This window comes from Bordetella genomosp. 4 (assembly GCF_002261185.1).
Classification (GTDB): Bacteria; Pseudomonadota; Gammaproteobacteria; order Burkholderiales; family Burkholderiaceae_B; genus Bordetella_A.
On record NZ_NEVQ01000013.1, the window covers coordinates 180378 to 205438 of the forward strand.

Consider the following 25061-nt stretch of genomic DNA (forward strand, 5'->3'; position numbering starts at 1 on the left):
TATTCCCGGCTCGGTGCGGGTACGCAAATTGCTGTATGAAACAGTACGGGCCCAAGGGGGCTCCTGACGCGATTTCGGAGGAGGACTGCCGTCATGTCGACCATTCTGCTGATTGTGCTGATTCTTTTGTTGGTGGGCGCCTTTCCTGCGTGGCCCCATAGCCGCAGTTGGGGATATTTCCCCAGCGGCATCTTGGGGATTTTGTTGATCGTCCTTATCGTCATGCTGTTGACGGGCCGGCTGTAGCAGGCTCGCCTAGTCTGTGGTGGCGCAGAGCGCAACAGGCCAGTCCTGAAATAGCGTATCCAGGGCGATTTCGCCTGTTGTGCTCAAAGCCAGCTCACGCTGGCTCAGCATGTCTTTCCAAACAAGGCCCGGCAATGACGGCACGCGCAATGTCGTCCCTTGCCAGAACTGTCTCGCGGCCTCGCCTTCATCTCTCGCATAACCCGCAATACGGCGCGCGCACAATCGCGGTACGACGACCAATGCCGTTCGCCGGCCAGTGCCGCGCAGGAACGCCACGACATGGGCGGCACGAGGGCCGTTTGCACATAGAGGCCTATAGGGGCCAGCGAATAGGGCAGGCTGCTGTGCTCGCAGTTGCAAGGCTGCATAGATCAACGACTGCTTGACTGCCCCATTGCGCCAGTGTTTTAACTCAGGCCGTGCGACGATTCCGGAGGACAGCAGAAAACGGCGGCGCGCGTAATCGACGGGCCGGCGATTATCCGGATCGACCAAGCTGTAATCCCACAGCTCGGTGCCCTGGTACAAGTCAGGCACGCCGGGACACGTATTGCGCAGCAAGGCTTGAGCCAGACTATTGATATGCCCTGGCTCGATCAGCGATTGCGCCAGGGTCGCCAGCTTGCGCAGGGGCTGGCGATCATGTCCGCCCGGGTCCAGGATATCGATACAAGCTTGGGCGGCAGCTTCATAATGCTCGTCGGGATCTGACCATGAACTATGCTGTCCCGCCTCGCACAGTGCTTTGCGTTGCCAGGCGCCGATGCGCGCCAGCCATTCGCGTATGAGCAATGGATCCAGTGTATCGATGTCGGCTGGCCAGTCCGCAGGCCAAGAGCCAATCAGTGCTTGCAGCAGGATATAGCGGTCCGGATCGCTGAATGAACTGGCCGGCAGCAAGGCCAGCCATTCTGACGCCATTTTCGCCCACTCCGAGGGCATCTCGGTTAGGACAGCCAGACGCGCTCGGGTGTCTTCGCCACGTTTATGATCGTGAGTCGCTGTGGCCAGCAGGGAGTGCGGCATGTGCCGGGAGCGCCACTGATTGCGGGCATGAAAGCCCTGTGGCCCCAGCGCAAATCGCTGCGGCCACGCGCCTACCTCATTACGGGATAGCAAAGTGCCTTGACGGTAATGGAGGGTGTCCTCCAGCGATTTCGCCGCTAATGGCGGCGTGACTTGCTGCAGCCGTTTGAGCGCACTGAGGCCCTCAGGTCCTGCGGGCGCATGGAGATCGCGCAGTAATTCATCCAGGCGTGCACTATCCGATTCGGCCAGCATGGTGCGCGCAGAACGCGTGGCTTCGTCCCAATGGGTCCGGTCTGCAGCGGATGGACCGCCGTCCTCGGCATAACTGCGATAGACCGGGAACGCCGTCAGCCACGCCCCGAGCACACGATCCCAGGATGCTTGGTCCTCGTTTTTATGCGAGGCGAGGCGTGACCATGCCTTCAGTAATCCTTGCCGCTCGTGCGCCAGACGCCGGTCCAGCAACTGCGCACGGATGATGTGCAACTGGTGTTTCAATCCGGTCGAATCGCCGCCCTGCGCATACCAGCAAGCCAACAGTGGACGACGCGCGGCGGGCGCGTGCAACAACGCGCTCACATCATCCATAAAGTCATAGCCTGTGGTGCCGTCGACAGGCCAACGCCGGTCGAGCGCCTCTTGCGGCGCCAGAATTTTTTCGACCACGATATATGGCGTACGCGTCGGCGCGGCCTCTCGCATAGCTGTGCGCAGCCGGCGCAAATAGGCGCCGGGTTCTGCCAATCCGTCTACATGATCGATGCGCAGTCCGTCTATCCAGCCCTTGCGATATAAGGCCAGAGGCAGCATGTGCGCCGCCTCGAACACTGAGGGATCTTCGACGCGTACGCCCACCAGATCATTGATGTCAAAAAAACGGCGCCAATTCAGTTGGTTCGTTGCCGAGCGCCACCAGGCCAGGCAATAACACTGTTGTTCCAGCAGCGCATGCAGCGCGGCTTTGCGATCTGCATGATCCGATGCGTCGGTGTAGCGAGCCAACGCAGCTAACACTGACGGGCCCGATATGGGCAAGGCTTGGCCGCCTGCCAATACCACCGGTTCGCCGTGTTGTTTGCCTAATTGGATATCCCCCTTGCACAGGGCGGAGCCGTACGGTTGACCAAGAATGGGCAGCAGGATTTTCCCCTCGTGCATCTCCCAATCGATATCGAAGTAATCAGCGTAGGCACTGGCGCGGCCATGCCGCAAAACATCGCGCCACCATGGGTTGCGCGCGTCGGCGGCCATGTGATTCGGCACGATATCCAGCAGCAACCCCATTCCGCGAGCCTTGACGGCATCGACCAGCCGCTCAAGCGCCTGTTCTCCGCCCAGGTCAGCGCTGACGCGACTGGGATCCAGAACGTCGTAGCCATGCATTGAACCAGGTCGAGCCTGCGTGATGGGCGACAAGTACAGGTGGCTGACGCCCAGATCGGCGTAATAGTCCAGTTGTGCGCGTGCCGCATCAAAGGGAAAGTCGGCATGCAGTTGCAGACGCGCAGTGGCGCGTAGTGTCATTGGCGGCTCCATACTGATCTACGGCTGATATTGCCTCTCCTTCATGGCGCACCTGTCAGGGAAGGGGTAGTGCCGGTACGTGCGCCCATGACCATTTCGGTGATCCAGTTCACCAGCACTGATGTGTACGCCCGCTGCGCAGTCTTTTGTGTCAACGCATGATCTGCGCCGTCGATAATCCGATGGGTCATCGAATGTGCGCGCCGAAATGCCGAGCGATAACTCATGATGGTCGAGTGTGGGATGTAGTCATCCTGTTCCGATTCCACGATCAGCACATCGCCCGGAAATGTGGTGCATGCCGACAGCGCACGATTGCTCTCGGGCGCAACATAATCACTACGATAGGCACGTAATACTTCCCGATTCAGTTGGTGCTTGGGCTTGAACCATTCGTCGTCGAGATACAAGGCGGGCACGTGCAAGGCTAGCCAACGGACTTTGCGCAATTCCGTCAAGATCGATGCCAGGTAGGCGCCATAACTGCTGCCGACCACGGCGATTTCACCGGTTTCTACGGCAGGATGTGCAACCAGACGATCGTAGGCCGCCATGACGTCGTGCAGATTATCGTCGCGGGATACGTGTTCGCGTTGGGTTTCATTCGCGGCATGCCCTCTGAGATCAAAGGTCAGGCAGACGCAGCCCAGGCCGGCTATTCCCGCTGCCCGTTTCAGGTCAAAGGCCTGATCGCCGCCCCAGCCGTGTATGAAAAGTATTCCCGGGATTTTGCTCTTCGGCGTCAGCAGCGTGCCCGCCAGGACATCATCTGCGACCTTGATGTCTATCGCATCGCTATGTGCCACCATCGTTTTCCCTCACTATGCCACCTGTCTTTGTCAACCATCCCACCTGGCTGTCTTGCCCGTGGAATACGAGTTCTCGTTGGTCTGGCGGTTCTGACGTGGATCCGTAACGCTCTTGCGTATAGGCCCTGATTTCGCGGCAGTCAGGGTGATGCGCCAAATGGAGCAGGGCGGATGCCTCGGCGATGCTCGCGCCTCCGGCGCGCCACGATTGTTCCAATACCCCAGCCCGCCATGTCCCCGTCATAGACTGTCCGAGCGCAATATCGTAATTGCGGCGGGACGCGATCAGGGACGGGTACGCCTGGCTCACAGCAGCGTCATAGCGCATCGCCAGCGTGACGGCGTCACGTTCGTTCTGCGTCATATCCAGCGACGTGAGCGCAGCCGGTTCGTCGAGAATGCAGCGCAGGATCGATCCGCCATAAACGTCCTGGCCGCTATTGTCCTGAGTCAATCCCTGTGTGCCCACATACGACAAGGTATAGCCGCCCACGCGGCACCATCCTACGCTGTAGGTCTCGACGTCGGTCAGGTTTTCTTCCAGCACGACGCCTCGGGTTATGTCGGCCATCTCGGCGATGGCGCTTTTCAGTTCGTCCACGTCCTGAACCACGCGTTGTCCTCGTCCGGCGTTGGCGTACACGGGCTTCAGACGTATCGGTCCACGACGCAGCAATGCGGTGCCGGCTTGTGTGGCGTCCTCGGCTGAAAATGCGGTGTAGCCCTCGAGTACGGCGTCTCCGAGACGCTCGGCCAAGACGTGCGACCAGCCCTCGGGCGCAGCGCTGTGCCGGCGCCATAGGCCATGTGTGATCGCTTTGCTGGCCACGAAATCGTAGGGCACCATGCCACCAAAAAACTGCGTTTCGTCGCTGATGCCTAGCTCCTGCGCTTGCGCTGGAGCAATCAGCGTTTGATCGGGAACGTAATAGTGCGCCGTCCCAGGCCGGGCGCTATTGGTCTGATAGGGCTCCATTACCTGGCATTGCAGCAATTCGGCGAGTTTGCGTGCCAGGCATAATTGCGTGGCGACTTCGTGCTCCGATGCATCGTTATCGCGGGGATAGGCCACCACGCAGGCCGGAGAGAATCGAGAAGAGTGTGTCATGGCGTACCCCCCGCAAGCGCCATGCCTGGCCTCATTGCGGTGACGGCCGGGATTCGCGGCGCCGAATAGACCATTTGGCCTCGACCACGCCGAACGCCAGCAACGCCACTGCCAGAGGCAAAAGGAAATAGACGGCGCGGTAAATCAACACCGCGCCCAGGATATCCACGGGAGGAAGATATTTCCCCAGTGCGGCGACGGTAATGGCCTCGGTGGTGCCGAGTCCGCCCGGCACACGTACGACCAACGCGGCGACGCTGGCATACAGCAGTACCCCTAATGCCGCCGCATAGGGGACTCGTCCCTGCAACACAACATACAGCACCAGTCCCATCAGGCCCCAGGACAGTACGGCACTCAGGCTCTGCGCGAGCGCCATCCGCGCGCCGGGCAACACGATACGCCACCTGCGCACCATCCACGTCCGTCCCGGGTATTTCAGGCAAGCGAGGACATATGCGCCAGAAAGTGCCAGCAGTACGAGGCCGACCACTCTCAATCCATCTTCTCCCCAAGCGATGGTCTGAGGCAGAGGGACGGCGCCGCTGACGAACAAGGCGCCGGCCACCCAGCCGAACCCGATCCAGTTCGATAGGGCGGAGAATAGCGCCACGCGCGTCGGCACCGACTTGCGGCAACCCAAGCGCAGATAGAGCCGCAAACGCGTTGCGAAGCCGCCAAGCAGCATGCCCAGGTTCAGGTTCAGCGCATAACTGAGCATGGCGATGCCTGCGACGCTGAACAGCGGCAGTTTGTGACCGATGTAGCGGCGACCCAGAACGTCCATGAGTGAATACGCGAGATAGCCACCTAGTGCGACCGCGATTGCCAAGGCGATCGTGGGCCGGGGAAGCGCGCGCACGGCCTTCCACACACCGGGCCAGTCCACGTCGCGAGCGAGGTAATACAACATGCCCGCCACGACCGCCAGGATCAGCACGGCCAGCCACCTGCCTATAGAACGTCGAGCCCGGGGACTGATCCGAGTCCAGCGCCGTCTTGTCGTACGTAGTCGGAATGTGTCCATGGGGATCCTCATTCTCGCGCCGGCTGCTGGCAGTCCACAGGTTCTGCCGCTATGCGCTGCAGGCGAGGCTTATGAGCGGGCAGGCTGCCCACCCAGTTAGGAAAACGCCGCAGTACGTGGAATACCACCACCCCGGCCCACAATCGCCGCAGACGTCGCGTGCCGATCGATGAACGGGGGATGCGCTGGCAATCCTCTTGCAGCAGGCGTTCCAGACGCTCGCGCAATACGCGGTTCAGCGCCCGGTCCCGCATGAGGACGTTGGCCTCCAGGTTCAGGGCCAGGCTGAACGGATCCAGATTGCTCGAGCCTACTGTGCTCCAGTCCTGGTCGAAGCACGCGACTTTGCCATGCAGCGGGCGGCGGCAATACTCGTAGATCTCCACGCCGGCATCGATGAGATAGTCATACAGCATCGTGGCGGCGAGCCGGGCGATACGCATATCCGGCTCGCCCTGCAGTATCAGGCGCACGCGCACGCCTCGGCGGGCAGCGCCTGCCAGATCGTGCAGCAAGCGGTATCCGGGAAAGAAATAGGCATTGGCGATCAACACATCCTCGCGGGCCGAGCGCAGGCTGGCGCGATACAGGCGCTCGATGTCCTGCTGGTGCCGCGCATTGTCGCGTACCACCAGCTTGCCCGTTCCCTCTTCGTCGGGCACAGGTCCAGGGTCCGAGGCCGGCAATCTGCCCGGTGCAGCCCGCACGGCGGCACGCATATAGGCAGCGATATCGGCGCACAACGGACCTCGCACGCTGACCGCGTAGTCCTGTTTGGCCTGATCGCCATATTCGGTTAGATGATCTTCTGAAAAATTTATGCCGCCGACAAATGCCAACTCGTTATCGACGACAATCAGCTTGCGGTGCAGGCGCCGAAACAGATGAAATCGCATGCCGAGCAGGCGCGGTTTGGGATCGAATATATGTACACGTACCCCGGCAGTGGCCAGTTCGGCGAGAAAGGCCGGCTCCAGCGGATCAGAGCCGTAGCCGTCCAGCGTCAGTACGACCGAGACGCCGCGTTGCGCAGCTTTGATGAGTGCTTGCTGCAATGACCTTCCTACCGGATCGTCAAACAGGATGAATGTCTCCAGCAGGACCTCTTTATTTGCCCGCGCGATGGCTGCCTCGACGGCAGGGAAAAACGCATTGCCGTTCTCGAGCAGTTCAAAATGATTCCCCGTACGCCAGCCCGTGCTCATAGCGAGATCTCTGCGGTCAACGGCACATGGTCGGATAGGCCTGCCCATACGCGCGAGGTTTGAGGTTCAGGCCGAGAGGTGTGTACGCCTCGTACGTAGATACGGTCCAGCCGCAGAATCGGGCACATCGCCGGATACGATCGGGCCGGCTTGCCGTAATGCCGGGTAAATACCTCTTGGGCGTTGCAGCCGGCCATGACCCGGTCGGCACGCAAGCGCCAATCATTGAAGTCGCCTGCGATCAGCAGCGGTTCATTCGTGGGAATCTGTCGTTGGGCCAGCTCGCACAGCAAGTGCAACTGGCGTTGCCGGTGACGTTCGCGCAGACCCAGATGCACGCATACCGCATGTAGCGGATGCGCCAGCTCCGGCGGGCGCAGCACGCAATGCAGTAAACCGCGCGGTTCAGGGCCGGCGATGCTGACATCATGGTTGGTATAAGTAGCGATAGGGTAGCGCGAGAGGATCGCATTGCCATGGTGGCCGTCCGGGTAGACGGCATTGCGTCCATAGGCGTAGTCGGACCATAGCGTATCGGCCAGGTATTCGTACTGCGACAGCACTGGCCAATCGGGCAACCGCTCGGCATGTCCCTGATGGGCCCCGACGACTTCTTGCAAAAAGACGATGTCGGGTGCCGCGGAACGCAACGCCTCACGCAGATCGTGCAGCATGAAACGGCGGTTGAAACTGGTGAACCCCTTGTGCGTATTGACCGTCAGCAACCTGAGGGCGAAGCGACTGCCACTGTCGCGCTGTGATTGCATGCTGCCTCCCTAGCTTGGTAGATGTGGCCATACTGCAAGCGGCATGCCCAGGGAGTCAGGTCTATGTGTTCGATCGACTGTTTATTTCGTTTTTTGGATAGCGTTTGTGTCGACTTCATACTATTGTAAATACCTCGCAAGGGCGAACTAGGCATATGGCTTTTGCGGCGCGGCCTGCCAAATGCGGGCAGTCAGGTTTGCAAAGCTTTGTGAGGGGCATTCGGCCTGGATGCTGGCCGTTCCTCGATTGACCGTTAGTGAAAAAATCAATTGTCAACGCTGGAGAATAGTAATGAAGGTATCTCGCCGCAATCTATCGCTGTCGGTAATGGCACTTGCACTGGTATGGGTTGGTGAGGGCGCTTGGGCGCAAGCCTATAGCGCGTTTTCCACCGACACGATTTACGGCTCGTTAAAGCATGAAGAGGCTGTCTCGTTCAACAAAGCGGCGGTGGGCGTTCTTGAAAACACCCAGGACAATGCGACGACGTTGTGGAGCAGCCCCACCAAACGCCGAACGCCCATTACGGCAACACTGAATGCCGACGGTGTCCAGCAACAAAACGGTATGCCATGCCGCTTGTTGCATTCACGTTTGGAGCGCGGCCCAAACCATGAAAGCTGGGAGTTTTTGTTTTGCCAGAAAGACGGTCAATGGAAGGCGGTTTCCCAGACGTTGCGATGAGTCGCGTTAGCGGGACGGCGAGCTGATCGGATCCCGATTAAATATCAACCATCCGGCAATGCCCAACATGGCAACGCCTAGCAGACCGTCCTGCAGACGCATGAACCACGCATTACGACTCAACCAGCCCCGGATCCGTGAGGCACCGTAGGCATAAATCGCGCCCGTCACCAGCCCCAGCATTTTGGAAAACACACCCAAGACCAGCATCTGAACCCATACCGGGCCGCGGGCCGGATCGGTAAACTGCGGCAGAAAGGCGATCATGAAGATGAACACCTTGGGGTTGAGCAAGTTGGTCATGAACCCTTGCCAATAGGCATCCCGGGCACTCCCGGGCTGGGCGGTGAGGTTGGTGGCGGTGGCTCGGGCACACCGGCGCAACGCACGAATGCCTAGATAGACCAGATAGATCGCGCCCAGAACCTTCACCGCAGCGAAGAGAGTCTGAGATTCCTGAAAAATCGCTGCCAAGCCCAGCACGACCAGCGGCACCTGCACAAATCCTGCCGACCAGGTTCCCAGCACGCTGATCCATGCCGTCCGAAACCCTTGTGTCATGCCCCGCGTGAGCGTCAGCGCCATGTCCGGGCCTGGGGTGAGTTTGAGCGCCAGATCGGCGGCCAGATACAGCAGGAACACGTGTAGGGTGGGCATGACGGCGGGAGTGCGGTGCTGAATGGGGGTGTCGCTATTATGCTCCATCCCGCAAGGGGCCCAGGCATTTCAAATGCCGCGCCAGCATCGTGGCGTGTTGGCGACGGCAAGGGGCCGCCCCGGGGCGATAGGGCACGCGGACCGAGCGGGCCCTATGAAAAATGCACGGAAATACTCCCCAAAGGACCGTAATCGGCATGCAAGGTATCGCCCCGTGCGACGGCCACGGTACGCGTGAATGAGCCGGCGAGCACAACGTGACCAGCTCGAAGGCTGGTGTCGTGTTGCGCCAGTTTGTTGGCGAGCCAGGCAACGGCCAGGCCAGGATGGCCTAGTACGGCAGCGGACACGCCAGACTCTTCGATAACGCCGTTCTTGAGCAGCAGGCCTGCGACCCAACGCAGGTCGACATCGAGGGGTTTGACGGGACGGCCTCCCAGCACAATCCCGGCGCAGGCGGCGTTATCGGCGATGTTGTCGACAATGCGGCGGGGATACTGACTACGTCCGTCGATGAGTTCCAAGGCGGGCACGACATAGTCAGTGGCGTCCAGCACATCAAACAGGCTGACGTTCGGGCCGGTCAAGGGCTTGCCCAGCACAAAGGCCAATTCCATTTCGACGCGGGGGACGATGAGTGTTTTGGTCGAGATGGTTTCACCATCCTGATAAAACATGCTGTCGAGCAAATGGCCATAGTCCGGTTCGTTGATGCCTACCGTGCTTTGCATGGCTTTGGATGTCAGGCCGATCTTGTGGCCGCGCAGGACTGCGCCGCGGCCAAGCTTGTCATCGATGATTCTTTTCTGGATTGCATAAGAATCTGCAATTTCGATATCGGGAAAGAGCCGATCTAGCTGCTGGCAGGGGACACCGCTGCGTTCAGCCTCTATCAGCAATGTGGCGGCGCGTTCGCGGTCGCTGGCGTTGAGCATGAGAATTCCTTAAGAATGAGAGATCAATTCGTCGGCCACCGGATTCGACAGCACGCCTATGCCTGAGACTTCTACCTCTACCACGTCACCAGGCTTCAGAAACCGGGGGGGAGTAAACCTCACCCCCGCACCGATAGGCGTCCCGGTAGAGATGACATCCCCCGGTTTCAGGGTGGTCCAGATCGAGATATAGCGAATCAACTCGGCAAAAGGGAACATCAGATTGTCGGTGCGGTCGTGCTGGCGTAGTTCGCCGTTGACACGTGTGCGGACTTCGAGTGGCGCGCGGGGATCGAATTCATCCGCTGTCACCATCCAGGGGCCTATTGATCCACTGGCGTCGAAGTTCTTGCCTTGGGTAACGTTGAATTTTCCGTGCTTCAGCCAGTCGCGTACGGTGCCTTCGTTCAGGCAGGTCAAGGCGGCAACATGATCCCAGGCATCTTCGGCCGATATGCGGCGGCCCGCTTTGCCTATGATCAGCGCGATTTCCCCTTCGTAATCGAGCTGCTCGGACTCGGGTGGGCGTAGCAACGGTTGGCCATGTCCGACAAAGGATCCGGGGAACCGCGGAAATACGCTGGGATAGGCGGGTGGCGCGCTGCCGTCCTTGTATTCTTCGTTGCGATTGCCATAGTTGACACCGACACAGATGATTTTTTCCGGTTCGGTGATGGGTGGCAGGAGACGGACTTGGTCCAGGTGCAAGCTCGCCGCTCGCTCGGCGGCCAGCCGTTGCAATATGGGCAAGGCTCGAGCAGTCAATACGCCTTTCAGGCTGTCATAGCCTAGGTCGTCCAGCGTCACGATGTGCTCACCATCACGCAATGCGCCAAAGCCGATACGTCCTTGATGTTCGTACGAAAGCAATTTCATTGGTTGAATCCAAACAGGCGGGCCGGATTGTCGACCAGGATTTTTTGCAGCGTGGCGGCATCGCCGGCATAACGGGCCAGTTGATCCACCAACTGTCCTTCGTCGGGAGTCGCCTTGACCGAAACGGGGTGAGGCCAGTCGCTGCCCCATACAATGCGGTCAGGATTGGCGGCGATGAGCGTACGGGCTAACGGCAGGACGTCATCCCAGGGATAGCCCGTCTTGGACAGCTTTTCCGTGAGCGACAGCATGACCCAGAAATTGCCGCGCTGTAGCAGTTCCTGCAGCTTGCGCAATGTCGGGTCGTTGGCGCCGGCAACCGGATCGGCGCGCCCCATATGGTCTAGCAGCACGGGGATGTCCAGATTTTCGAACTGCTCGACCTGCGCCATCATGCCGTCCGGTTCGGGCTGGAACTTGGCGTACCAGCCCAGTTCTCGGATGCGCCCAATTGCCCGGTCAAACACCGCGGGCGCCATACTGATGCCCAGGCCCTGGCGACTAAAGCGTGCGCCCCGTACGCCGGCATCGTGCAGCTTGGCTATGTAGGCGTCATCGCGTTCTGCTAGGACAGCTGCGTTAGCGCAACCTCGATAATTCGGCCCGGCGGCAGCCAGACCGTCGAGTACGACCTGATGATCGGCACCATACGTGGTGGCTTGCACGATGACGCCGCGTTCAATGCCCAGCAACTTATGCAAACGTAGTGCTACGTCGATCGTGGCGCTGGGCATTTCATAGGCGGCGCCAGCGCGTACGGGATAGCGCTCGGGTGGACCGAATACATGGAACTGACTATCGCACGCGCCACGTGGCAGCGAGGTTCGGGGCGCAGTCGGAGAGGGATGAAAGACCTGATATTGTGAGCTCAACGTGTGGCCTCTTTCTCATTCAGTATCGCAATGAAGTCGCATTCGATCAGCTTGTCGCCATCCAGGTCGGCTTGCATCGTGTGACGGGCGGGCCGGCTTTGCGGATCAGGAAAGTCACGCAGCCACACCGTGTTCAACGTCGCGCGCTGGCTGCGATCCCGCATCCATACAGTCATCTTGATGATGTCGGCGAGCGATCCGCCACCGGCCTCGACGATGCGGCGAACGTGGTCAAACATCAGTTCGCATTGGCGCTCGATCGTGCTGCCATAGGCGCCTGTGGCAGGGTCGGTGCCTTGGATGCTGCCTGAATACAGCATATTGTCGATACGGCTGGCAGCAGGAATGGGATTTTTATGGCTGAAGCCATCGGCGTAGATACTGCGTCGTGTCATGGAGGGATCCAGGAATCGATTTGAGGATTAGTTCGCGGTGATGCCCGCGCGTTCGATGATCGGGCTCCAGCGCGCATCTTCGGCGGCCAGGTATTTTGTGAATGCCTCAGGCGTGCTCGCACGTGCTTGAGCGCCGAGGTCGTCAAAGCGTTGAATGATGGTGGGATCGGCCAGGATCTTGGTCAACGCGGCGCTGAGACGATTCAGGATGTTGGATGGCGTCCCTTTCGGGGCCAACAATCCTGTGAATGTTGCCGCCTCCATGCCGGATATCCCGGCCTCGGCAAAGGTGGGCACGTCCGGCATCGACGACACGCGCTCGGCTGTCGTGACGGCCAAGGCGCGCAAACGGCCTTCTTTGACGTACGGCAAGGCGACCGAAATCTGGTCGAAGTTGAAATCCACTTGGCCGCCTATCAGATCGGTGGTGGCGGGCGCATTGCCTTTGTAGTGGGCTGTCGTCCAATGCGCGCCGGTGAGCGACTGCAGCAGTTCGCTCGCCAGATGATTCGTCGTGCCCGCCCCGGGTGAGGCCATGATGAGTTTGTCGGGATCCTGCTTTGCCATCGCGATCAGATCGCTCATTGTCTTCACCGGCAATTTGGGATTCACCTGCAATACCAGTGGGGTGTACGAGATCGAGCTGATAGGTTCGAAATCGTGGTCCCATTTATAAGCTTGGCGTTTGAAAATCAACGGGCTGAACAGCAGAGGGCCATTGGCTGCCATGAACAGGGTGTAGCCATCTGGATCGGCACGAGCAACTTGCTCGCCGGCAATCATGCCGCCCGCACCAGGCTTGTTGTCGACGATAAACGGCTGGCCTAACTCGGCTTGCAATCCCGGCGCAATGAGGCGCGCGGCAACGTCTACATTTCCGCCGGGTGGATAGGGAACCACAATCTTGACGGGCTTGTCGGGCCATGCCGCAATGCTGAGCGACGCATAGGCAGTGAGCGCGATCGCAGTGCAAGTTCGCAGGATGAATGGGAAATGCATGTCGGTCTCCTGGTTCGTTTTTGTCGTGTTTCTGTTGTGTTGAAACTCTAAAAACTTGCTCCGTAACCGACAATCGAGAAATTCGAAAAAAGTCCGAATATTGGACTTAATCTGGAATCTGCCAGAGCGGCCTCGCAATCAACATGCATAAATTCGGGAGAATATCGGTACTTTGTAGTTCAATATGCGGACTGAAAAAGAGACATCTCATGCGCATTTCCGCCCCCGATCTCAATCCCGAACAGACTTACCGGCTCATGAGCGGCATCGTGGTTCCGCGGCCGATTGCCTGGATCAGCAGCCTGAACGCCCATGGGCAGGTCAATCTCGCGCCTTTCAGTTGCTATACCTTTGTTTCCAACACGCCTCCGATGATCGGCGTGAACATCGGACGCAAGGCCGGCATACGAAAGGACACCGCCAACAACATCGTCACCCACGGCCATTTTGTGGTGAATATCGGCGATGAGACGCTGCTTGATGCAATTCATATGAGCGCAGAGGAACATCCGCCAGAGGTGAGCGAGGCGGAACTGCTGGGCCTGTCGGTCCTGCCGGGCGAGGCCATTGCTACGCCGCGTATTGCCGAGGCGCCTATCAGCCTGGAATGTCGGTTCCATAACGCGACACCCTATGGCGACACGGGAGCCGAGTTTTACGTAGGCGAAGTGCTGGTGTTCCATATTCGCGACGGGTTGCTGCAGGACGGCAAGATCGACACCACGCAATTGCGGCCTATCTGCCGTATCGGCGGGCCGAACTATGCGTCGCTGGGACCCATCGTGACCAAACGTGCGATACGCCAAACGGCCAAGACGGTGATGGCGAGAGATTCCACATGAGCACAACCTTGACGGAAGATTCGGCAGGCGGTGCGCAGACGGTGCGCCGTGCATTGAGCATCCTGCGTTTGGTGGCCTGTGGCCAGGAACGTGGCGTCAGGTTGATTGATCTGGTGCGCATGTCCGGATTGAACCGGCCAACGGTGCATCGCTTGCTCAAGACGCTGATCCAGGAAGGCGCCGTTGAGCAGGACACTGATACGCGGCGTTATTTGATTGGGCCGGAAATCAGTTTGCTGGGATTGGCGCGCACGCGACGTTTTCCATTGTTGACGGTGGCGGATCCTTATCTGCGGGAGCTCGCTGATGAAGTGGGCGATACCGTGTTCCTGAGCATTCGGCATGGACACGACTCGATCTGTATTGGGCGCCATACAGGACATCATCCGATTCAGGTGCTTTCCATCGAGGTAGGGGTGCGGCGCCCGTTGGGGTTGGGTGTCTCTGGGGTGGCATTGCTCGCTTGTCTGTCTCCCGAGGAAAGCACTTCGTTGGTACAGCAGAACGCTACGCGTTTGGAGGTGCAGGGTGAACACGCCCATGACGTTCTCGGCAGTGTCGAACAGGCGCGTGCGCTTGGCGGCCTGGCGCACAAACCTGCCGGGTTGATGCCGGGCACGAGCGCGGTAGCCGTTCCCATCACGGGCACAGATGGCCAGGCGCTGGGTGCCGTTACAGTGACGGCGATGGCAGAGCGGCTGGCGGAACAGCGCTTCCCTATGGTGGTAGAGCGTATGCGCCAAGCGGCGGCGGCTATTGCAGCGCGTCACGCACGTGTTTCCGATAGACACCTCGAGGGACAGCGATCACGCTCCGTCTGATGTCGCATCGAGTTCGTCCCATAACCGCCACGCCAGGCATACAACTTGCGCCGCCCCGATTATTTCGCATTCACGCTTAATGGGGGCAAAGCATGGCAAAGACAGTAGCGGATTTTGTGCTGGCGCGACTGGCAGAGTGGGGCATCGAACGCGTGTTCGGTTACCCGGGCGATGGCATCAATGGCCTGATTGGCGCATTCGGGCGCGAGGGACAGACCATGCGTTTCATCCAGTCGCGCCACGAGGAAGAGGCTGCCTTTATGGCCTGCGCCCATGCGAAGTTCACCGGTCAGATCGGCGTATGCCTGGCAACATCGGGGCCAGGCGCCATTCATTTGCTCAATGGCTTGTATGACGCCAAACTGGATCACCAGCCGGTGGTCGCCATTGTGGGCCAGCAGGCGCGATCGAGTCTGGGCGGGGACTTTCAGCAGGAAGTCGATCTGGCGGCCTTGTTCAAAGACGTCGCCCGCGATTTTGTGCAAGTGATGAGCACCGCCGAGCAGGCGCGCCACCTGGTCGACCGCGCCATGCGGATCGCGCTGGAACGGCGCGCGGTCACCTGCATCGTGATCCCGAACGATGTGCAGGATCTGCCCGCGGTGCCGAATCCGCCGCAGCAGCATGGCATGATGCATACCGGTATCGGGGCGGTGTCGCATTCGCATGTGCCGGGCGAGGACGCCTTGCATAACGCCGCGTCGGTATTGAACCGCGGCCGCAAGGTGGCGATCCTGGCCGGCGCCGGGGCTTTGGGGGCATCGGATGAACTCGCCCAGGTCGCCGAACGGCTCGGTGCAGGCGTGGCCAAAGCCCTGCTGGGCAAAGCAGTGCTCTCGGATCGCTTGCCCTATGTCACCGGCAGTATCGGGCTGCTGGGCACCGTGCCCAGTTGGAGGCTGATGCAGGATTGCGATACCTTGCTGATGGTCGGTACAACTTTTCCCTACACGGAATTTTTACCGCCCGAAGGGCAGGCGGCCGGCGTGCAGATCGACCGCGACGGCCGAGCGCTAGGCCTGCGTTATCCGATCGAGGTCGGCTTGGCGGGGGACGCGAAGCAAACGCTGGCCGCGCTATTGCCGTTGCTGGAGCAAAAAACCGATCTGGACTGGCGTCACGATATCGAAAAAGAAGTCGCACGCTGGCGCGAGGTAGTGGCCGCACGCGCGCAGACGGGGGGGGAATTGATCAATCCGCAATTGCCGTTTCTGGAACTATCGAAACGCTTGCCTGACGACAGTATCGTGACCTGCGATTCGGGCTCGGCGGCCAATTGGTATGCGCGCGATGTCGACGTTCGTCCCGGCATGCTCGCATCGATATCCGGCGGGTTGGCGACTATGGGGTGCGCGGTGCCTTATGCGTTGGCAGGCAAGCTGGCCTGGCCCAAACGTCCCGTCGTCGCGTTGGTGGGCGATGGGGCGATGCAGATGAACGGCATCAATACGCTGATCACTGTGGCCGATCGTTGGCGTGACTGGGACGATCCGCGTTTTGTCGTACTGGTGCTCAACAACGGGGATCTGAATTTGGTCACGTGGGAGCAGCGCATCATGGGCGGCGATCCGCGGTTCCGCGACTCGCAGCGGTTGCCACCGTTCTCGTATGCGGAGTATGGCAAGCTCCTGGGCCTGGAAGGCGTGCGGGTGACGGATAGCGAGGACGTGCCGTCGGCGCTGGACCGCGCATTTGCCGCAGACCGGCCTGTGGTGCTGGAGCTCATGACAGATCCCGAGGTGCCGCCGATGCCGCCGCACATTACCGCCAAGCAGTTTGGCGCCTATATGCAGGCACTGCGAAAAGATCCGGCGGGTGGCGCTGCATTGCGCGCTACGTTGAAGCAGTGGTGGGCAGGCTGAGCCGCCGGTTGCGCGCGAGATCAAATCCCGGCACGGGACTTGCGGCGGATAAGGCCAGGCACGGCATTTTGCGCGTGCATCGATGGATAGGAGGCGATATGCATAAGCAGCATCATAGTGACGAAAACCGCGACCATGACAGTGGCACCCTGAGCAGATTGGTGCACAGCACCGAGGAGCTGCTGCGCCGTACCGCGGCATTCGGCGGCGCGGACGTCGAAGCCGGGCGCGATCGTTTGAAACGCCAATGGGATGCGGCCAGTTCGCGCGCGTCAGATTGGCAGGATGCCGCGGGCGCAGGACTACGTCATTTTTCCCGGGCAGCAGATCGTTGCGCGCATCGCCATGCGTGGGAATCTATTGCAGTGGCGGCCGTAGTCGGTGCAGTGATTACGGCGTGTCTGATGTCGAAGTCTACGCGGCGGTAAAGCGGAGGCGTATTCGGCTTGAATACGTACGTGAGAACTTCAGCCGTCAGCAGCAACTAAGCGTCCAGCCCGACGCCAGCTCGACGAAACCGAAAACCGATGGGACCCCGATGCACCGGGTCCCATCGATGATTTTTCAGTGACGTGTCGACTTGACCGATCTCATTCAGGCTGCACTTTTCTGTGCGGCTTTTTCATTGGCGCGACGCAGCGCCAGGGTGTTGAGTTTTTCATCGGCGCCTTTCTCTTCGGCCAATGTCTCCTTCAGGAGTTTCACCGCTTCTTTGTGCCCCAACTGATCGGCAAAAGTACATAGCGTCCCGTAGCTGGCAATCTCGTAGTGTTCGACTTTCTGTGCAGCGCCAATCAGGGCCGCATCCAGGACCGGGCCTTTTTTCAGTTCGTCAATGATGTCTTTGCCTTCTTCGACCAGACCCTCCATCGCAGCGCATTTGATGCGTTTGAGGCGTATGCCCAGGACTTCGACAATCTGGTCGATACGCTCGACCTGGCCTTGGGTTTCCTCGAGGTGACTGGTAAAGGCCTTGGCGAGGTCGGGGTCCTCGGCCGCGCGGGCCAGCTTGGGCAGGGCTTTGGTGAGCTGCTTTTCGGCATTGTAGATATCGGATAGCTCATGCACGAACAAGTCTTGCAGGGTTTTCTCAGCCATGAATTTCTCCTAATGGTGATGTGGCGCGCGATCGCGGCACATCACCCCATACAGCAAGTCCTGTGCCGTGGGATATAGGGAGCCACGGCGCAGGGATGCCGTGGCTCTGGCGCTGTCGGAGGACTGGCTCGACGATCACGCTTGTGCAGCAGCCAAGGCGCCCGACCTTTTCAATCTCAACGCCAGCGCTCCCATCGACGCAACCGTCGCCAATACGACGACTCCAGTCCAGCCATAGTGGGCCAAGGCCACGCTGCCCAACGCGCCGCCAGCCGCCATGCCGATGAACATACCGACCATCAATACGGCGTTCAACCGGCTGCGCGCAGCGGGATCCAGGCTATAGACCAGGCTTTGATGCGCGATCAATGACATCTGAATGCCCAGATCAAAACCGATCGTGCTCACCGCGATCAACAGCAGTGCTGCTTGCGTAGGCAACATCGGAACAACGGCCATCAGCGCAAAGGAAATCGCGGCCAACAGGGCTCCCCGGCGGCTCACGACGGCCGGTCCGTGCCGGTCCGCAGCGCGTCCTGCCAATGGCGCGGCTAAAGCACCGGCGGCTCCCGCCAGTCCGAACGCGCCTGCCGCGCCTGCGCCGAGATGAAAAGGCGCGGCGTGCAACATGACTGCCAGCGTGGACCAGAACGCGCTGAAGGCCAACGACAATAAACCCTGTGCCAACACCGCGCGGCGCAGCTCGCGATACTGCCGCCACAACGCGCCGAGCGAGCTCAGCAAGGCGCCATAGGGCAGGGTGGTCGTCGGTGCGAAACTGGGCAAGCCCCGCGATAGCGCAGCACCTAAGGCGACGATGCCCCCCGCAGCCGCCATGAACATGACGCGCCAGCCAAACTGCTCGGCAACCAGCCCGCTGACCACTCGTGACAGCAAGATTCCCAAAAGCAGCCCTGTCATGACCGAGCCGACGATACGGCCGCGATGTTCGGCCGGCGCCAGGGCGGCCGCGGCCGGAACGATGTCCTGAGCCAGCGTGGCCGCCAAGCCGACGGCGAAACTGGCCGCTAACAAGGTCCCCATGCCCGGGGCCAGCCCCGCGAGCAATAGCGCCAAGGCCAGCGCCGCGACCTTGCCCATCATGATGCGCTTGCGGTCATAGCGATCGCCCAGCGGGGCCAATAACAAGATACCTGCCGCATAGCCCAATTGCGTCAGGGCCGGGATCCAACCCAGCGCGGCATCGTCCGCGCCAAAGTCATTACCCAGGATTCCCAGCATAGGCTGGTTGTAATACAGAGAGGCGACAGCGAGTCCTGAGCCCGTCGCGAGCAACAGCACGCGACCGCTCGACAGGCCTGACTGGCCAGGAGAAGAAATGGAATGACTGGTAGTGGCCGACATGATGATTTTCCCGTGTAGATACCCGATTCGAAGGGCATGGCGGCATTCTGGACTTGCACAGCACGTATTGGTAGTAGCCGAAATTGAAGAACGGTTATACGATAGACGTATGAAAGAACCTATATTCGGGGCAGACCGCTTCCAATTGCTGGAAACCTTCGTCCGTATCGTCGAGGCCGGCAGCTTGTCTGCGGCGGCGACGCAATTGGGCGCGACGCAGCCCACCGTGAGCCGCCGTTTGCAGGCCCTGGAACGGGCCTTCGGCGTACGATTGATTCAGCGTTCTACGCACGCGATGGGCCTGACTGAGGAAGGGCAGCGTTGTTACGAGCGGGCGCTGGAACTCCTGAAATCCTGGCAGACGCTGGAAGGCGATGTGCATGGCGCGAGCCGGCAACCCGCCGGCACGTTACGCGTCGTGGCGCCGCATGCATTTGGCCAAGACCAGTTCATCGAGCCGTTGGCCGACTATCTGAGCCGCTATCCCGACATGCGGGTCGAATGGCTGCTGCATGATCGATTGCCCGACTTCATTGGCGAGAATATCGATTGCGCGATTCGAGTAGGACATGTGCCAGACCCGTCGCTGGTCGCTATCAAACTGGGGGAGGTCCCGCGTTTGGTCGCGTGCGCGCCGGCGTTATTGCAAGGGCGTGCCGTGCCTGAACACCCCAGCGAATTGACGGATCTGCCATGGGTGGCGTTGCGTACGTTCTACCGTGAAGATATTGAGTTGATCCACCGCCAGACGGGCGAACGCGTCCGTGTGGAAATCGCGCCTCGGCTGTCGACGGACGGTCTGTACGCGATAGCAAAGGCCATGCGGTTAGGGTTGGGCGCAGGGGCGGCCTCGTCCTGGGCGTTGGTGCAGGATCTAGCCGCAGGCAAGCTCGTTCACCTCGTTCCCGAATGGATGGCCGAGCCGCTACCCGTGCATTTGATTTATGCGCCTTCACGTTTGCAGCCTGTCCGGCTGCGCAGATTTATCGACATTATGAAAGAGTATTTGCCGGCAGAGTTGCAAGCGTCGCAGGCAGCGGCCGCCTCAACTGCCGTGTTCTAAACGCTGCTGATAGGCGTTGTAATAACACGCGGCCGCCGCCCGCGCATGCGTCAGCATGCGGGCACGCACCAATTCCGCATCGCCGGACAGGAATGCTTGATACAGCCCTTGCATACCGTCCAGAATGAGATCGCGCACATCGGAATCGTTCATCGTCATCAGCCGCACGACCTGGGCGTGGTCGATATAGCGCGAGATGGCGTCGGCTAATTGGCGATTGGGCACCATGGTCAGCCAGGCCCATCGAAAACGCGCATTATCGCGCATGAACTCATCGACGTCTCCGGTCTCGTGGGCATGTTGCGCCTTGTCTAACGACGCGCCCATTTCGGCCAGGCCTTTGGGCTGAGCATGCAGCGACGCCGAGGCAGCAGCCGGGGGTTCCAGCAACGTGCGGATCTCAAAGATCTCGTTCATCTGTGCGAGCGTATAACGGCGCAGCACAAATCCGCGAGCGGTGCCCTCGAGCAGGCCCTCGTTGGTCAGTTGCATGAGGGCTTCGCGCACGGGCATGCGCGAAACATGCAGCTCGCAAGCAATGTCATGGTCAACGAGACGGTCTTCCAGACGGATCTGCCCCATCTGGATGCGTTCTCGCACAATGCTGTAGACGCGTTCGCGCAGATTGGGTTTGCGCGTGGTTTTGCTATGTGTTGTTGTCGTCATGTCCACTGTCATTTTTACACCCGGCCACACCCCGTCAGGAAAGCGCAAAAAGCAGCAGACCGCAGACGTTTTTAATCGGTTCGTCCCTGAAAGACGCAATGTGACGCTCCCATGCACGCACACTGCGTTTCTTGCACGCCTGCGGCTTTGCCCAGCACGAGCGCCGTCACGGCCTCGAGCATACCCGCAATGGCATGGCAGACCGGAGCCTCGTTCGATCCGGCGGCACTGGCGAACGGGCTATTGCGTACGGTCAAGGTGAGCGCCTGTGCAGGTTTCCAATCAAAGCGCCACACGCCCCAGCCTAGATCTGCAGCAGATTCTGCCATGACCTGCAAGAAAGCCCCGGTGTCTGCCGTCCCGCTCGCCTGATAAGCACGCGCTGACGCGCCTCCGTGGTTCCGAACCGACGCTCGCAGGCTCTCGAAGGCCCGTTGCCGGTCGGTTGCGGGCAGGGCGCTGAACAGGCCCATCAGTACATCCGCTCGCATCATGACGTAGCGCCGGTCAGCATCGAGGATCTGCCCCGAGGCAGTATCCCAATTCAATCGTTCGAGTAATTGTCCCATCGTCACGCCCCTGTCTGTCTTATCAATATACTCTTTTGGTGATCATAAGTAGATGAAGTTAGGGTAAATAATTAGTTTAAAGCTCAACTAATCGTGCTTAAATCCAAAACAATATATTCTTTTCCATGCCCAGATTGGGGCTCCCGAAATCATTCCGGCATCGGAGGCCGTATGAGTATCGCGAGGTTGGTAAGATGGTCTGCCAGGTCTCTGGCATCTGGTTTGTTCATCGCCTGTGCCAGTCTGGCGGCGAGCGCGGCCCACGCACAGGCACCGGCGGCCGAAGAAGAACTAAAAATCGTCTATCCCGTCGATGTGCCATCCTGGGACCCGACCGCGGTGACGTTTCCGGCAGGGCAATCGGTGTACAAGGCGGTATTTGATTCGCCGCTGTTCATCGATGGCGATCTGAAGCTGCAACCCTCGTTGATCAAAAGCTGGAAATGGGCTGATGACAAGAACACGCGGCTGATGGTCGAGCTGCGCGACGGCGTGACTTTCCATGACGGCAGCAAGCTCACGACCGAGGACTTCAAGTACAGCTTTTTTGACCGGCCCAAGAAAGACAAAAAGCTCGCAATCAATGGGTTCTTTGGTTCGTTGAAAGACATCGAGGTCACCAGTCCGACCCAGGCCACGATGGTTTTTACAACGCCGACGCCTACCGCACCGAACTACCTGGGGTTCCTGACCTCGTATATCCTGCCCAAGGCCTACATCGAACGCGTAGGCGAGGACGGTTTTCAAGCTAATCCCATTGGCGCAGGTCCGTACAAGATCGTACGCTACGAGCGCGGTTCGCGTGTGATTCTCGAGGCCTATGACAAGTATTGGGGGCCCAAGCCTGCGGTCAAGCGTGTGGTGTTCGAATTTGTGCCGGACGCCTCGGCCCGCGTAGCCATGCTGGAGTCGGGCAGGGCCGATGTGTCGGTGCAGATCCCGTTGCGGGAAGTCAACCGTTTGGAAAAAAATGCCAACCTCACTGCCAAGATCTATCCCTATAGCGAGATTTTCATTCTGCAGATGCCCAGCTACGTGGAGGCGTTTCAGAATGAGCACGTCCGGCGCGCGCTGCACATGGCGATCAATAAACAAGCCATCTCCAAGGCGTTTTACGGCAACGTGGCCAAACCCATCTCGGTATTGGCCACCCCGGGATCGCCGGGCGATGTGCCGGGTTACGAGTTCAAATTCGACAAGAAGGCGGCTCAAGAAGAGCTTGCCAAGGCAGGCTACGGCCCCGACAAGCCCCTGAAAATCCAGTTTCTCTCGACGAACAACGCCTTTCCGAGCGACTACGAAATGGCCCGGGCCATCGTGCAGATGTGGTCGCAGATCGGTGTGCAGGCCGACTTGCAGGAAATCACGCTGGCGAAATATCTGGAACTGAGTCATTCGTCCAAGGTGCCTGGTGTGATGCTGTATAGCTGGGCCAATGCGACCGGCGATCCCGAGATCTTCGCCGGAAAAATCCTCGATCCTCGCCTGCGTTTCTCTACCTGGAAAGAGCCCGCGTTGGCCAAGACTATCGATGACCTGGCTGCTTTGAGCGACCCTGCCAAGCGCTTCGAGGGTTACCAAGCCCTGGCACGAGAGTCCACCGAACATGCCTGGAGCCTGCCGTTGCTGCAGTCGGTGGCGACCATCGCCTACAAGAAAAATCTCGACGTCAAGGTTTACCAGACCGCCTACATCCTGCCTGCCGAATACCGCTGGAGCAAGTGATGCTGGCTGCGTTGTTGTCCCATTTCACTCGACGGCTCATGGTGGCGGTGCCCACCATGCTGGCCCTGTCGATCGTCGTGTTCATCGTGTTGCGTCTGCTGCCCGCCGATCCGCTGGGCATGATGCTGCCGCCGAATGCGACGAATGCCGAAGTCGATGCGTTGCGCCATACGATGGGATTGGATCGGTCACTGTTGGTGCAGTATGGCATCTGGCTGGGACAGGTGTTGCAGGGTGATCTGGGACGGTCTATCAGTTCAGGCGTTCCTGTCACACAGCTCATTGCCCATACCTTGCCTGCCACGCTGGAGCTGTCGTTCGTGGCCCTGTTCCTGGCGCTGCTAATCAGTGTGCCGGGTGGATTGCTGCTGTATGTGTTGCACGATCGTCGCGGTGAGCTGGTGGCCGACGCAGGACTGGTGCTGTTGATCTCCATTCCCGGTTTTTTATGGGGCATTTTTTTGATGCTGGGGTTCGGCGTGTATTGGCCGGTGCTGCCGTTTTCGGGGCGTTTCAGTTCTGATGTGGTCGCTGCAGGGCCGACAGGATTTGTGCTCGTCGATTTTCTGGTGCGAGGTCAGCTTGGTAATTGGCTGGATGCCTTGTCGCATCTGATCTTGCCGGCTACTGCGTTGGCGTTGGGCTTCAGCCCGCTGATCGTGCGGGTATTGCGCGCCAGCTTGCTGGAGGTCAGTCATGAGCAATACGTCACCGTTGCGCGTCTGCGCGGCCAGCCGGAATGGCGGGTGATTTTGCGCCACATGTTGCGCAACGCATTCTTGCCTACCTTGACGCTCATCGGCGTGCAGTTTGGCTTTCTGTTTGGCGGCACTTTGCTGATCGAAATGATTTTTTCATTTCCGGGGCTGGGCAACATGATGGTGCAGGCCGTTCGCAACCATGATCTGCCTTTGATCCAGGGGATTTCTCTGGTGTTTTGCGCCGTCATTCTGCTGATCAACGCCAGCGTTGATTGCCTGTACGCCGTCATTGATCCCCGACTGCGAACGACCTGATGTCGACCTTGCCTATCTCCACGCGTACCTGGCGCACAGGGCTGTCTCCGCTAAAGGCAGCAATGCGCGCATCCCCCAAGGCCGCCATCGGCGGGGCCATCGTGTTGATGCTGGTGCTGATCGCGATATTTGCGCCTTACATTGCGCCCAATGATCCGCTGGAACAGGATCTGTTGTCGCCTCTGCTGCCGCCGGCCTGGGCCGCCGACGGCATGGCGCAGTTCCCATTAGGCACCGACAGTCTGGGGCGCTGTGTATTGTCGCGATTGATTTTTGGCACCCGCATTGCGCTATGGGTGGGCCTGTGCGCCGCTACCGGCGCCATGCTGGCCGGCTGCGTGCTGGCGCTGATTGCCGCTTATTTTGGCGGCCGTGTCGATCGCGCCATTGGCTATCTGGTCGATCTATGGATGTCCTTTCCCCCTGTCGTACTGTCGCTGATCCTGATGGTGGGATTGGGGACCGGGGTAGGGAACGTGATCCTTTCGATCATCCTGGTGGACTGGACGCGGTTCTGCCGGGTCGTGCGTGCCGAGGCGCTGAAAATCCGCCGCAACGATTACGTCACCGCCGCGCGATTGATGGGATTCGGCCATCTGCGCGTGATCTTGCGGGAAATGCTGCCGGGACTCGTTCCACTGATTCTGACCTTGTTCAGTCTGCAGATCGGTATCGCGATCATCGTCGAAGCGATCTTGAGTTTTGTGGGCCTGTCTGTGCCCGCCGATGTGGTCGCCTGGGGTGTCATGATCGCCGATGCCCGCAGCACGATGCAGGAGGCCATCTGGACATTGATTGCCCCGGTCGTTGGCATCGTATTCACTGTGTTCGGATTCAATCTGCTCAGCGACGGACTGCGGCGAGCGTTGGATCCGCGTCAGCGTGCGAGGAATTGAA

At 59.8% G+C, this 25061-nt stretch carries 26 protein-coding genes; 10 read left to right on the forward strand and 16 right to left on the reverse strand.

The genetic code is table 11. The features are described 5' to 3' along the window. Positions 1 to 93: 93 nt before the first annotated feature. Positions 94 to 246, forward strand: a complete 153-nt coding sequence (locus CAL20_RS11100; protein ID WP_094837876.1) for a DUF3309 family protein — start codon at positions 94 to 96, stop codon at positions 244 to 246. Positions 247 to 255: 9 nt separating this feature from the next. Here the strand turns inward: CAL20_RS11100 and treY are convergent, their stop codons facing one another. From treY to CAL20_RS11130, 6 genes are all read right to left on the reverse strand, one after another. Beyond that, entirely contained in the window at positions 256 to 2802 is a 2547-nt protein-coding gene (treY, locus tag CAL20_RS11105) for a malto-oligosyltrehalose synthase (RefSeq protein ID WP_094837877.1), read from the reverse strand. Between the two features lie 41 nt (positions 2803 to 2843). Then, positions 2844 to 3611, reverse strand: coding sequence for an alpha/beta hydrolase family protein (locus CAL20_RS11110; protein WP_094837878.1), 768 nt, complete (start codon positions 3609 to 3611; stop codon positions 2844 to 2846). After that, complete coding sequence (locus CAL20_RS11115; protein WP_094837879.1) at positions 3598 to 4719, reverse strand: DUF3182 family protein; 1122 nt, start codon at positions 4717 to 4719, stop codon at positions 3598 to 3600. Before CAL20_RS11115 ends, CAL20_RS11110 begins: the two co-directional genes overlap by 14 nt. 31 nt (positions 4720 to 4750) lie before the next feature. Next, complete coding sequence (locus tag CAL20_RS11120; protein WP_256981442.1) at positions 4751 to 5659, reverse strand: lysylphosphatidylglycerol synthase domain-containing protein; 909 nt, start codon at positions 5657 to 5659, stop codon at positions 4751 to 4753. A 95-nt stretch (positions 5660 to 5754) separates the two neighbouring features. Next, the gene (clsB, locus tag CAL20_RS11125) at positions 5755 to 6951 is read right to left on the reverse strand and encodes a cardiolipin synthase ClsB (protein ID WP_094837881.1); all 1197 of its coding nucleotides are present in this window, start codon (positions 6949 to 6951) and stop codon (positions 5755 to 5757) included. Then, a complete protein-coding gene (locus CAL20_RS11130; RefSeq protein WP_094837882.1) occupies positions 6948 to 7718 on the reverse strand; it encodes an endonuclease/exonuclease/phosphatase family protein in 771 nt (256 codons plus the stop codon). Before CAL20_RS11130 ends, clsB begins: the two co-directional genes overlap by 4 nt. A gap of 229 nt (positions 7719 to 7947) precedes the next feature. On the opposite strand from CAL20_RS11130, the gene CAL20_RS11135 reads away from it, so the two are divergent. Then, positions 7948 to 8403 carry a hypothetical protein gene (locus CAL20_RS11135; RefSeq protein ID WP_179266656.1) on the forward strand — a complete coding sequence of 152 codons (456 nt, stop codon included), beginning with the start codon at positions 7948 to 7950 and terminating at the stop codon, positions 8401 to 8403. Between the two features lie 6 nt (positions 8404 to 8409). Here CAL20_RS11135 and CAL20_RS11140 read toward each other — a convergent pair whose 3' ends face one another. The 6 genes from CAL20_RS11140 to CAL20_RS11165 all read right to left on the reverse strand — a co-directional run bounded on the left by CAL20_RS11140 (position 8410) and on the right by CAL20_RS11165 (position 13137). After that, on the reverse strand, positions 8410 to 9060 hold the full coding sequence (locus tag CAL20_RS11140; protein WP_179266657.1) for a LysE family translocator: 651 nt from the start codon (positions 9058 to 9060) through the stop codon (positions 8410 to 8412). 152 nt (positions 9061 to 9212) lie between these two features. Then, the gene (gene hpaH / locus CAL20_RS11145) at positions 9213 to 9995 is read right to left on the reverse strand and encodes a 2-oxo-hept-4-ene-1,7-dioate hydratase (protein ID WP_094837884.1); all 783 of its coding nucleotides are present in this window, start codon (positions 9993 to 9995) and stop codon (positions 9213 to 9215) included. Between the two features lie 9 nt (positions 9996 to 10004). After that, positions 10005 to 10871, reverse strand: coding sequence for a fumarylacetoacetate hydrolase family protein (locus CAL20_RS11150; RefSeq protein WP_094837885.1), 867 nt, complete (start codon positions 10869 to 10871; stop codon positions 10005 to 10007). Beyond that, on the reverse strand, positions 10868 to 11743 hold the full coding sequence (locus CAL20_RS11155) for an amidohydrolase family protein (RefSeq protein ID WP_179266658.1): 876 nt from the start codon (positions 11741 to 11743) through the stop codon (positions 10868 to 10870). The genes CAL20_RS11150 and CAL20_RS11155 overlap by 4 nt, the downstream gene beginning before the upstream one ends. Next, positions 11740 to 12138 (reverse strand): RidA family protein, encoded by a 399-nt coding sequence (locus CAL20_RS11160; RefSeq protein WP_094837886.1) that lies wholly within the window; start codon positions 12136 to 12138, stop codon positions 11740 to 11742. Before CAL20_RS11160 ends, CAL20_RS11155 begins: the two co-directional genes overlap by 4 nt. Positions 12139 to 12165: 27 nt before the next feature. Beyond that, entirely contained in the window at positions 12166 to 13137 is a 972-nt protein-coding gene (locus CAL20_RS11165; RefSeq protein ID WP_094837887.1) for a Bug family tripartite tricarboxylate transporter substrate binding protein, read from the reverse strand. Between the two features lie 209 nt (positions 13138 to 13346). Here CAL20_RS11165 and CAL20_RS11170 point away from each other — a divergent pair, with 209 nt between their 5' ends. The 4 genes from CAL20_RS11170 to CAL20_RS11185 all read left to right on the forward strand — a co-directional run bounded on the left by CAL20_RS11170 (position 13347) and on the right by CAL20_RS11185 (position 17090). Further along, entirely contained in the window at positions 13347 to 13979 is a 633-nt protein-coding gene (locus CAL20_RS11170) for a flavin reductase family protein (protein WP_094837888.1), read from the forward strand. Next, the gene (locus CAL20_RS11175; protein ID WP_094837889.1) at positions 13976 to 14800 is read left to right on the forward strand and encodes an IclR family transcriptional regulator; all 825 of its coding nucleotides are present in this window, start codon (positions 13976 to 13978) and stop codon (positions 14798 to 14800) included. The genes CAL20_RS11170 and CAL20_RS11175 overlap by 4 nt, the downstream gene beginning before the upstream one ends. Positions 14801 to 14892: 92 nt before the next feature. Next, a complete protein-coding gene (locus CAL20_RS11180) occupies positions 14893 to 16662 on the forward strand; it encodes a thiamine pyrophosphate-requiring protein (RefSeq protein WP_094837890.1) in 1770 nt (589 codons plus the stop codon). A 98-nt stretch (positions 16663 to 16760) separates the two neighbouring features. Beyond that, the gene (locus CAL20_RS11185) at positions 16761 to 17090 is read left to right on the forward strand and encodes a glycine zipper domain-containing protein (RefSeq protein WP_094837891.1); all 330 of its coding nucleotides are present in this window, start codon (positions 16761 to 16763) and stop codon (positions 17088 to 17090) included. Between the two features lie 166 nt (positions 17091 to 17256). Here the strand turns inward: CAL20_RS11185 and CAL20_RS11190 are convergent, their stop codons facing one another. Continuing rightward, entirely contained in the window at positions 17257 to 17760 is a 504-nt protein-coding gene (locus CAL20_RS11190) for a YciE/YciF ferroxidase family protein (RefSeq protein WP_094837892.1), read from the reverse strand. Between the two features lie 135 nt (positions 17761 to 17895). Beyond that, the gene (locus CAL20_RS11195) at positions 17896 to 19125 is read right to left on the reverse strand and encodes an MFS transporter (RefSeq protein WP_094837893.1); all 1230 of its coding nucleotides are present in this window, start codon (positions 19123 to 19125) and stop codon (positions 17896 to 17898) included. 109 nt (positions 19126 to 19234) lie between these two features. Between CAL20_RS11195 and CAL20_RS11200 the strand changes: the two genes are divergently transcribed. Next, positions 19235 to 20188, forward strand: coding sequence for a LysR family transcriptional regulator (locus tag CAL20_RS11200; RefSeq protein ID WP_179266659.1), 954 nt, complete (start codon positions 19235 to 19237; stop codon positions 20186 to 20188). Here the strand turns inward: CAL20_RS11200 and CAL20_RS11205 are convergent. Further along, entirely contained in the window at positions 20171 to 20854 is a 684-nt protein-coding gene (locus CAL20_RS11205; protein ID WP_179266660.1) for a GntR family transcriptional regulator, read from the reverse strand. The two genes, CAL20_RS11200 and CAL20_RS11205, sit on opposite strands and share 18 nt — an antisense overlap. Before the next feature lie 71 nt (positions 20855 to 20925). Further along, positions 20926 to 21423 carry a V4R domain-containing protein gene (locus tag CAL20_RS11210; RefSeq protein WP_094837896.1) on the reverse strand — a complete coding sequence of 166 codons (498 nt, stop codon included), beginning with the start codon at positions 21421 to 21423 and terminating at the stop codon, positions 20926 to 20928. A 171-nt stretch (positions 21424 to 21594) separates the two neighbouring features. On the opposite strand from CAL20_RS11210, the gene CAL20_RS11215 reads away from it, so the two are divergent. Genes CAL20_RS11215 through CAL20_RS11225 form a run of 3 tightly spaced genes read left to right on the forward strand, consistent with a single transcriptional unit; the run spans position 21595 to position 25060 of the window. Next, entirely contained in the window at positions 21595 to 23148 is a 1554-nt protein-coding gene (locus tag CAL20_RS11215; protein ID WP_094837897.1) for an ABC transporter substrate-binding protein, read from the forward strand. Next, positions 23148 to 24164 (forward strand): ABC transporter permease, encoded by a 1017-nt coding sequence (locus CAL20_RS11220; RefSeq protein ID WP_179266661.1) that lies wholly within the window; start codon positions 23148 to 23150, stop codon positions 24162 to 24164. Before CAL20_RS11215 ends, CAL20_RS11220 begins: the two co-directional genes overlap by 1 nt. Next, positions 24164 to 25060, forward strand: coding sequence for an ABC transporter permease (locus CAL20_RS11225; protein ID WP_179266662.1), 897 nt, complete (start codon positions 24164 to 24166; stop codon positions 25058 to 25060). The genes CAL20_RS11220 and CAL20_RS11225 overlap by 1 nt, the downstream gene beginning before the upstream one ends. The last annotated feature ends 1 nt before the right edge of the window (position 25061 follow it).

What these genes read in the sequence shown, in the direction of transcription:
- CAL20_RS11100 (WP_094837876.1), top strand. Translation starts at nt 94, where the DNA reads ATGTCGACCATTCTGCTGATTGTGCTGATTCTTTTGTTGGTGGGCGCC.
- treY (WP_094837877.1), bottom strand. Translation starts at nt 2,802, where the DNA reads ATGACACTACGCGCCACTGCGCGTCTGCAACTGCATGCCGACTTTCCC.
- CAL20_RS11110 (WP_094837878.1), bottom strand. Translation starts at nt 3,611, where the DNA reads ATGGTGGCACATAGCGATGCGATAGACATCAAGGTCGCAGATGATGTC.
- CAL20_RS11115 (WP_094837879.1), bottom strand. Translation starts at nt 4,719, where the DNA reads ATGACACACTCTTCTCGATTCTCTCCGGCCTGCGTGGTGGCCTATCCC.
- clsB (WP_094837881.1), bottom strand. Translation starts at nt 6,951, where the DNA reads ATGAGCACGGGCTGGCGTACGGGGAATCATTTTGAACTGCTCGAGAAC.
- CAL20_RS11130 (WP_094837882.1), bottom strand. Translation starts at nt 7,718, where the DNA reads ATGCAATCACAGCGCGACAGTGGCAGTCGCTTCGCCCTCAGGTTGCTG.
- CAL20_RS11135 (WP_179266656.1), top strand. Translation starts at nt 7,948, where the DNA reads ATGCTGGCCGTTCCTCGATTGACCGTTAGTGAAAAAATCAATTGTCAA.
- CAL20_RS11140 (WP_179266657.1), bottom strand. Translation starts at nt 9,060, where the DNA reads ATGCCCACCCTACACGTGTTCCTGCTGTATCTGGCCGCCGATCTGGCG.
- hpaH (WP_094837884.1), bottom strand. Translation starts at nt 9,995, where the DNA reads ATGCTCAACGCCAGCGACCGCGAACGCGCCGCCACATTGCTGATAGAG.
- CAL20_RS11150 (WP_094837885.1), bottom strand. Translation starts at nt 10,871, where the DNA reads ATGAAATTGCTTTCGTACGAACATCAAGGACGTATCGGCTTTGGCGCA.
- CAL20_RS11160 (WP_094837886.1), bottom strand. Translation starts at nt 12,138, where the DNA reads ATGACACGACGCAGTATCTACGCCGATGGCTTCAGCCATAAAAATCCC.
- CAL20_RS11165 (WP_094837887.1), bottom strand. Translation starts at nt 13,137, where the DNA reads ATGCATTTCCCATTCATCCTGCGAACTTGCACTGCGATCGCGCTCACT.
- CAL20_RS11170 (WP_094837888.1), top strand. Translation starts at nt 13,347, where the DNA reads ATGCGCATTTCCGCCCCCGATCTCAATCCCGAACAGACTTACCGGCTC.
- CAL20_RS11175 (WP_094837889.1), top strand. Translation starts at nt 13,976, where the DNA reads ATGAGCACAACCTTGACGGAAGATTCGGCAGGCGGTGCGCAGACGGTG.
- CAL20_RS11180 (WP_094837890.1), top strand. Translation starts at nt 14,893, where the DNA reads ATGGCAAAGACAGTAGCGGATTTTGTGCTGGCGCGACTGGCAGAGTGG.
- CAL20_RS11185 (WP_094837891.1), top strand. Translation starts at nt 16,761, where the DNA reads ATGCATAAGCAGCATCATAGTGACGAAAACCGCGACCATGACAGTGGC.
- CAL20_RS11190 (WP_094837892.1), bottom strand. Translation starts at nt 17,760, where the DNA reads ATGGCTGAGAAAACCCTGCAAGACTTGTTCGTGCATGAGCTATCCGAT.
- CAL20_RS11195 (WP_094837893.1), bottom strand. Translation starts at nt 19,125, where the DNA reads ATGTCGGCCACTACCAGTCATTCCATTTCTTCTCCTGGCCAGTCAGGC.
- CAL20_RS11200 (WP_179266659.1), top strand. Translation starts at nt 19,235, where the DNA reads ATGAAAGAACCTATATTCGGGGCAGACCGCTTCCAATTGCTGGAAACC.
- CAL20_RS11205 (WP_179266660.1), bottom strand. Translation starts at nt 20,854, where the DNA reads ATGACGACAACAACACATAGCAAAACCACGCGCAAACCCAATCTGCGC.
- CAL20_RS11210 (WP_094837896.1), bottom strand. Translation starts at nt 21,423, where the DNA reads ATGGGACAATTACTCGAACGATTGAATTGGGATACTGCCTCGGGGCAG.
- CAL20_RS11215 (WP_094837897.1), top strand. Translation starts at nt 21,595, where the DNA reads ATGAGTATCGCGAGGTTGGTAAGATGGTCTGCCAGGTCTCTGGCATCT.
- CAL20_RS11220 (WP_179266661.1), top strand. Translation starts at nt 23,148, where the DNA reads ATGCTGGCTGCGTTGTTGTCCCATTTCACTCGACGGCTCATGGTGGCG.
- CAL20_RS11225 (WP_179266662.1), top strand. Translation starts at nt 24,164, where the DNA reads ATGTCGACCTTGCCTATCTCCACGCGTACCTGGCGCACAGGGCTGTCT.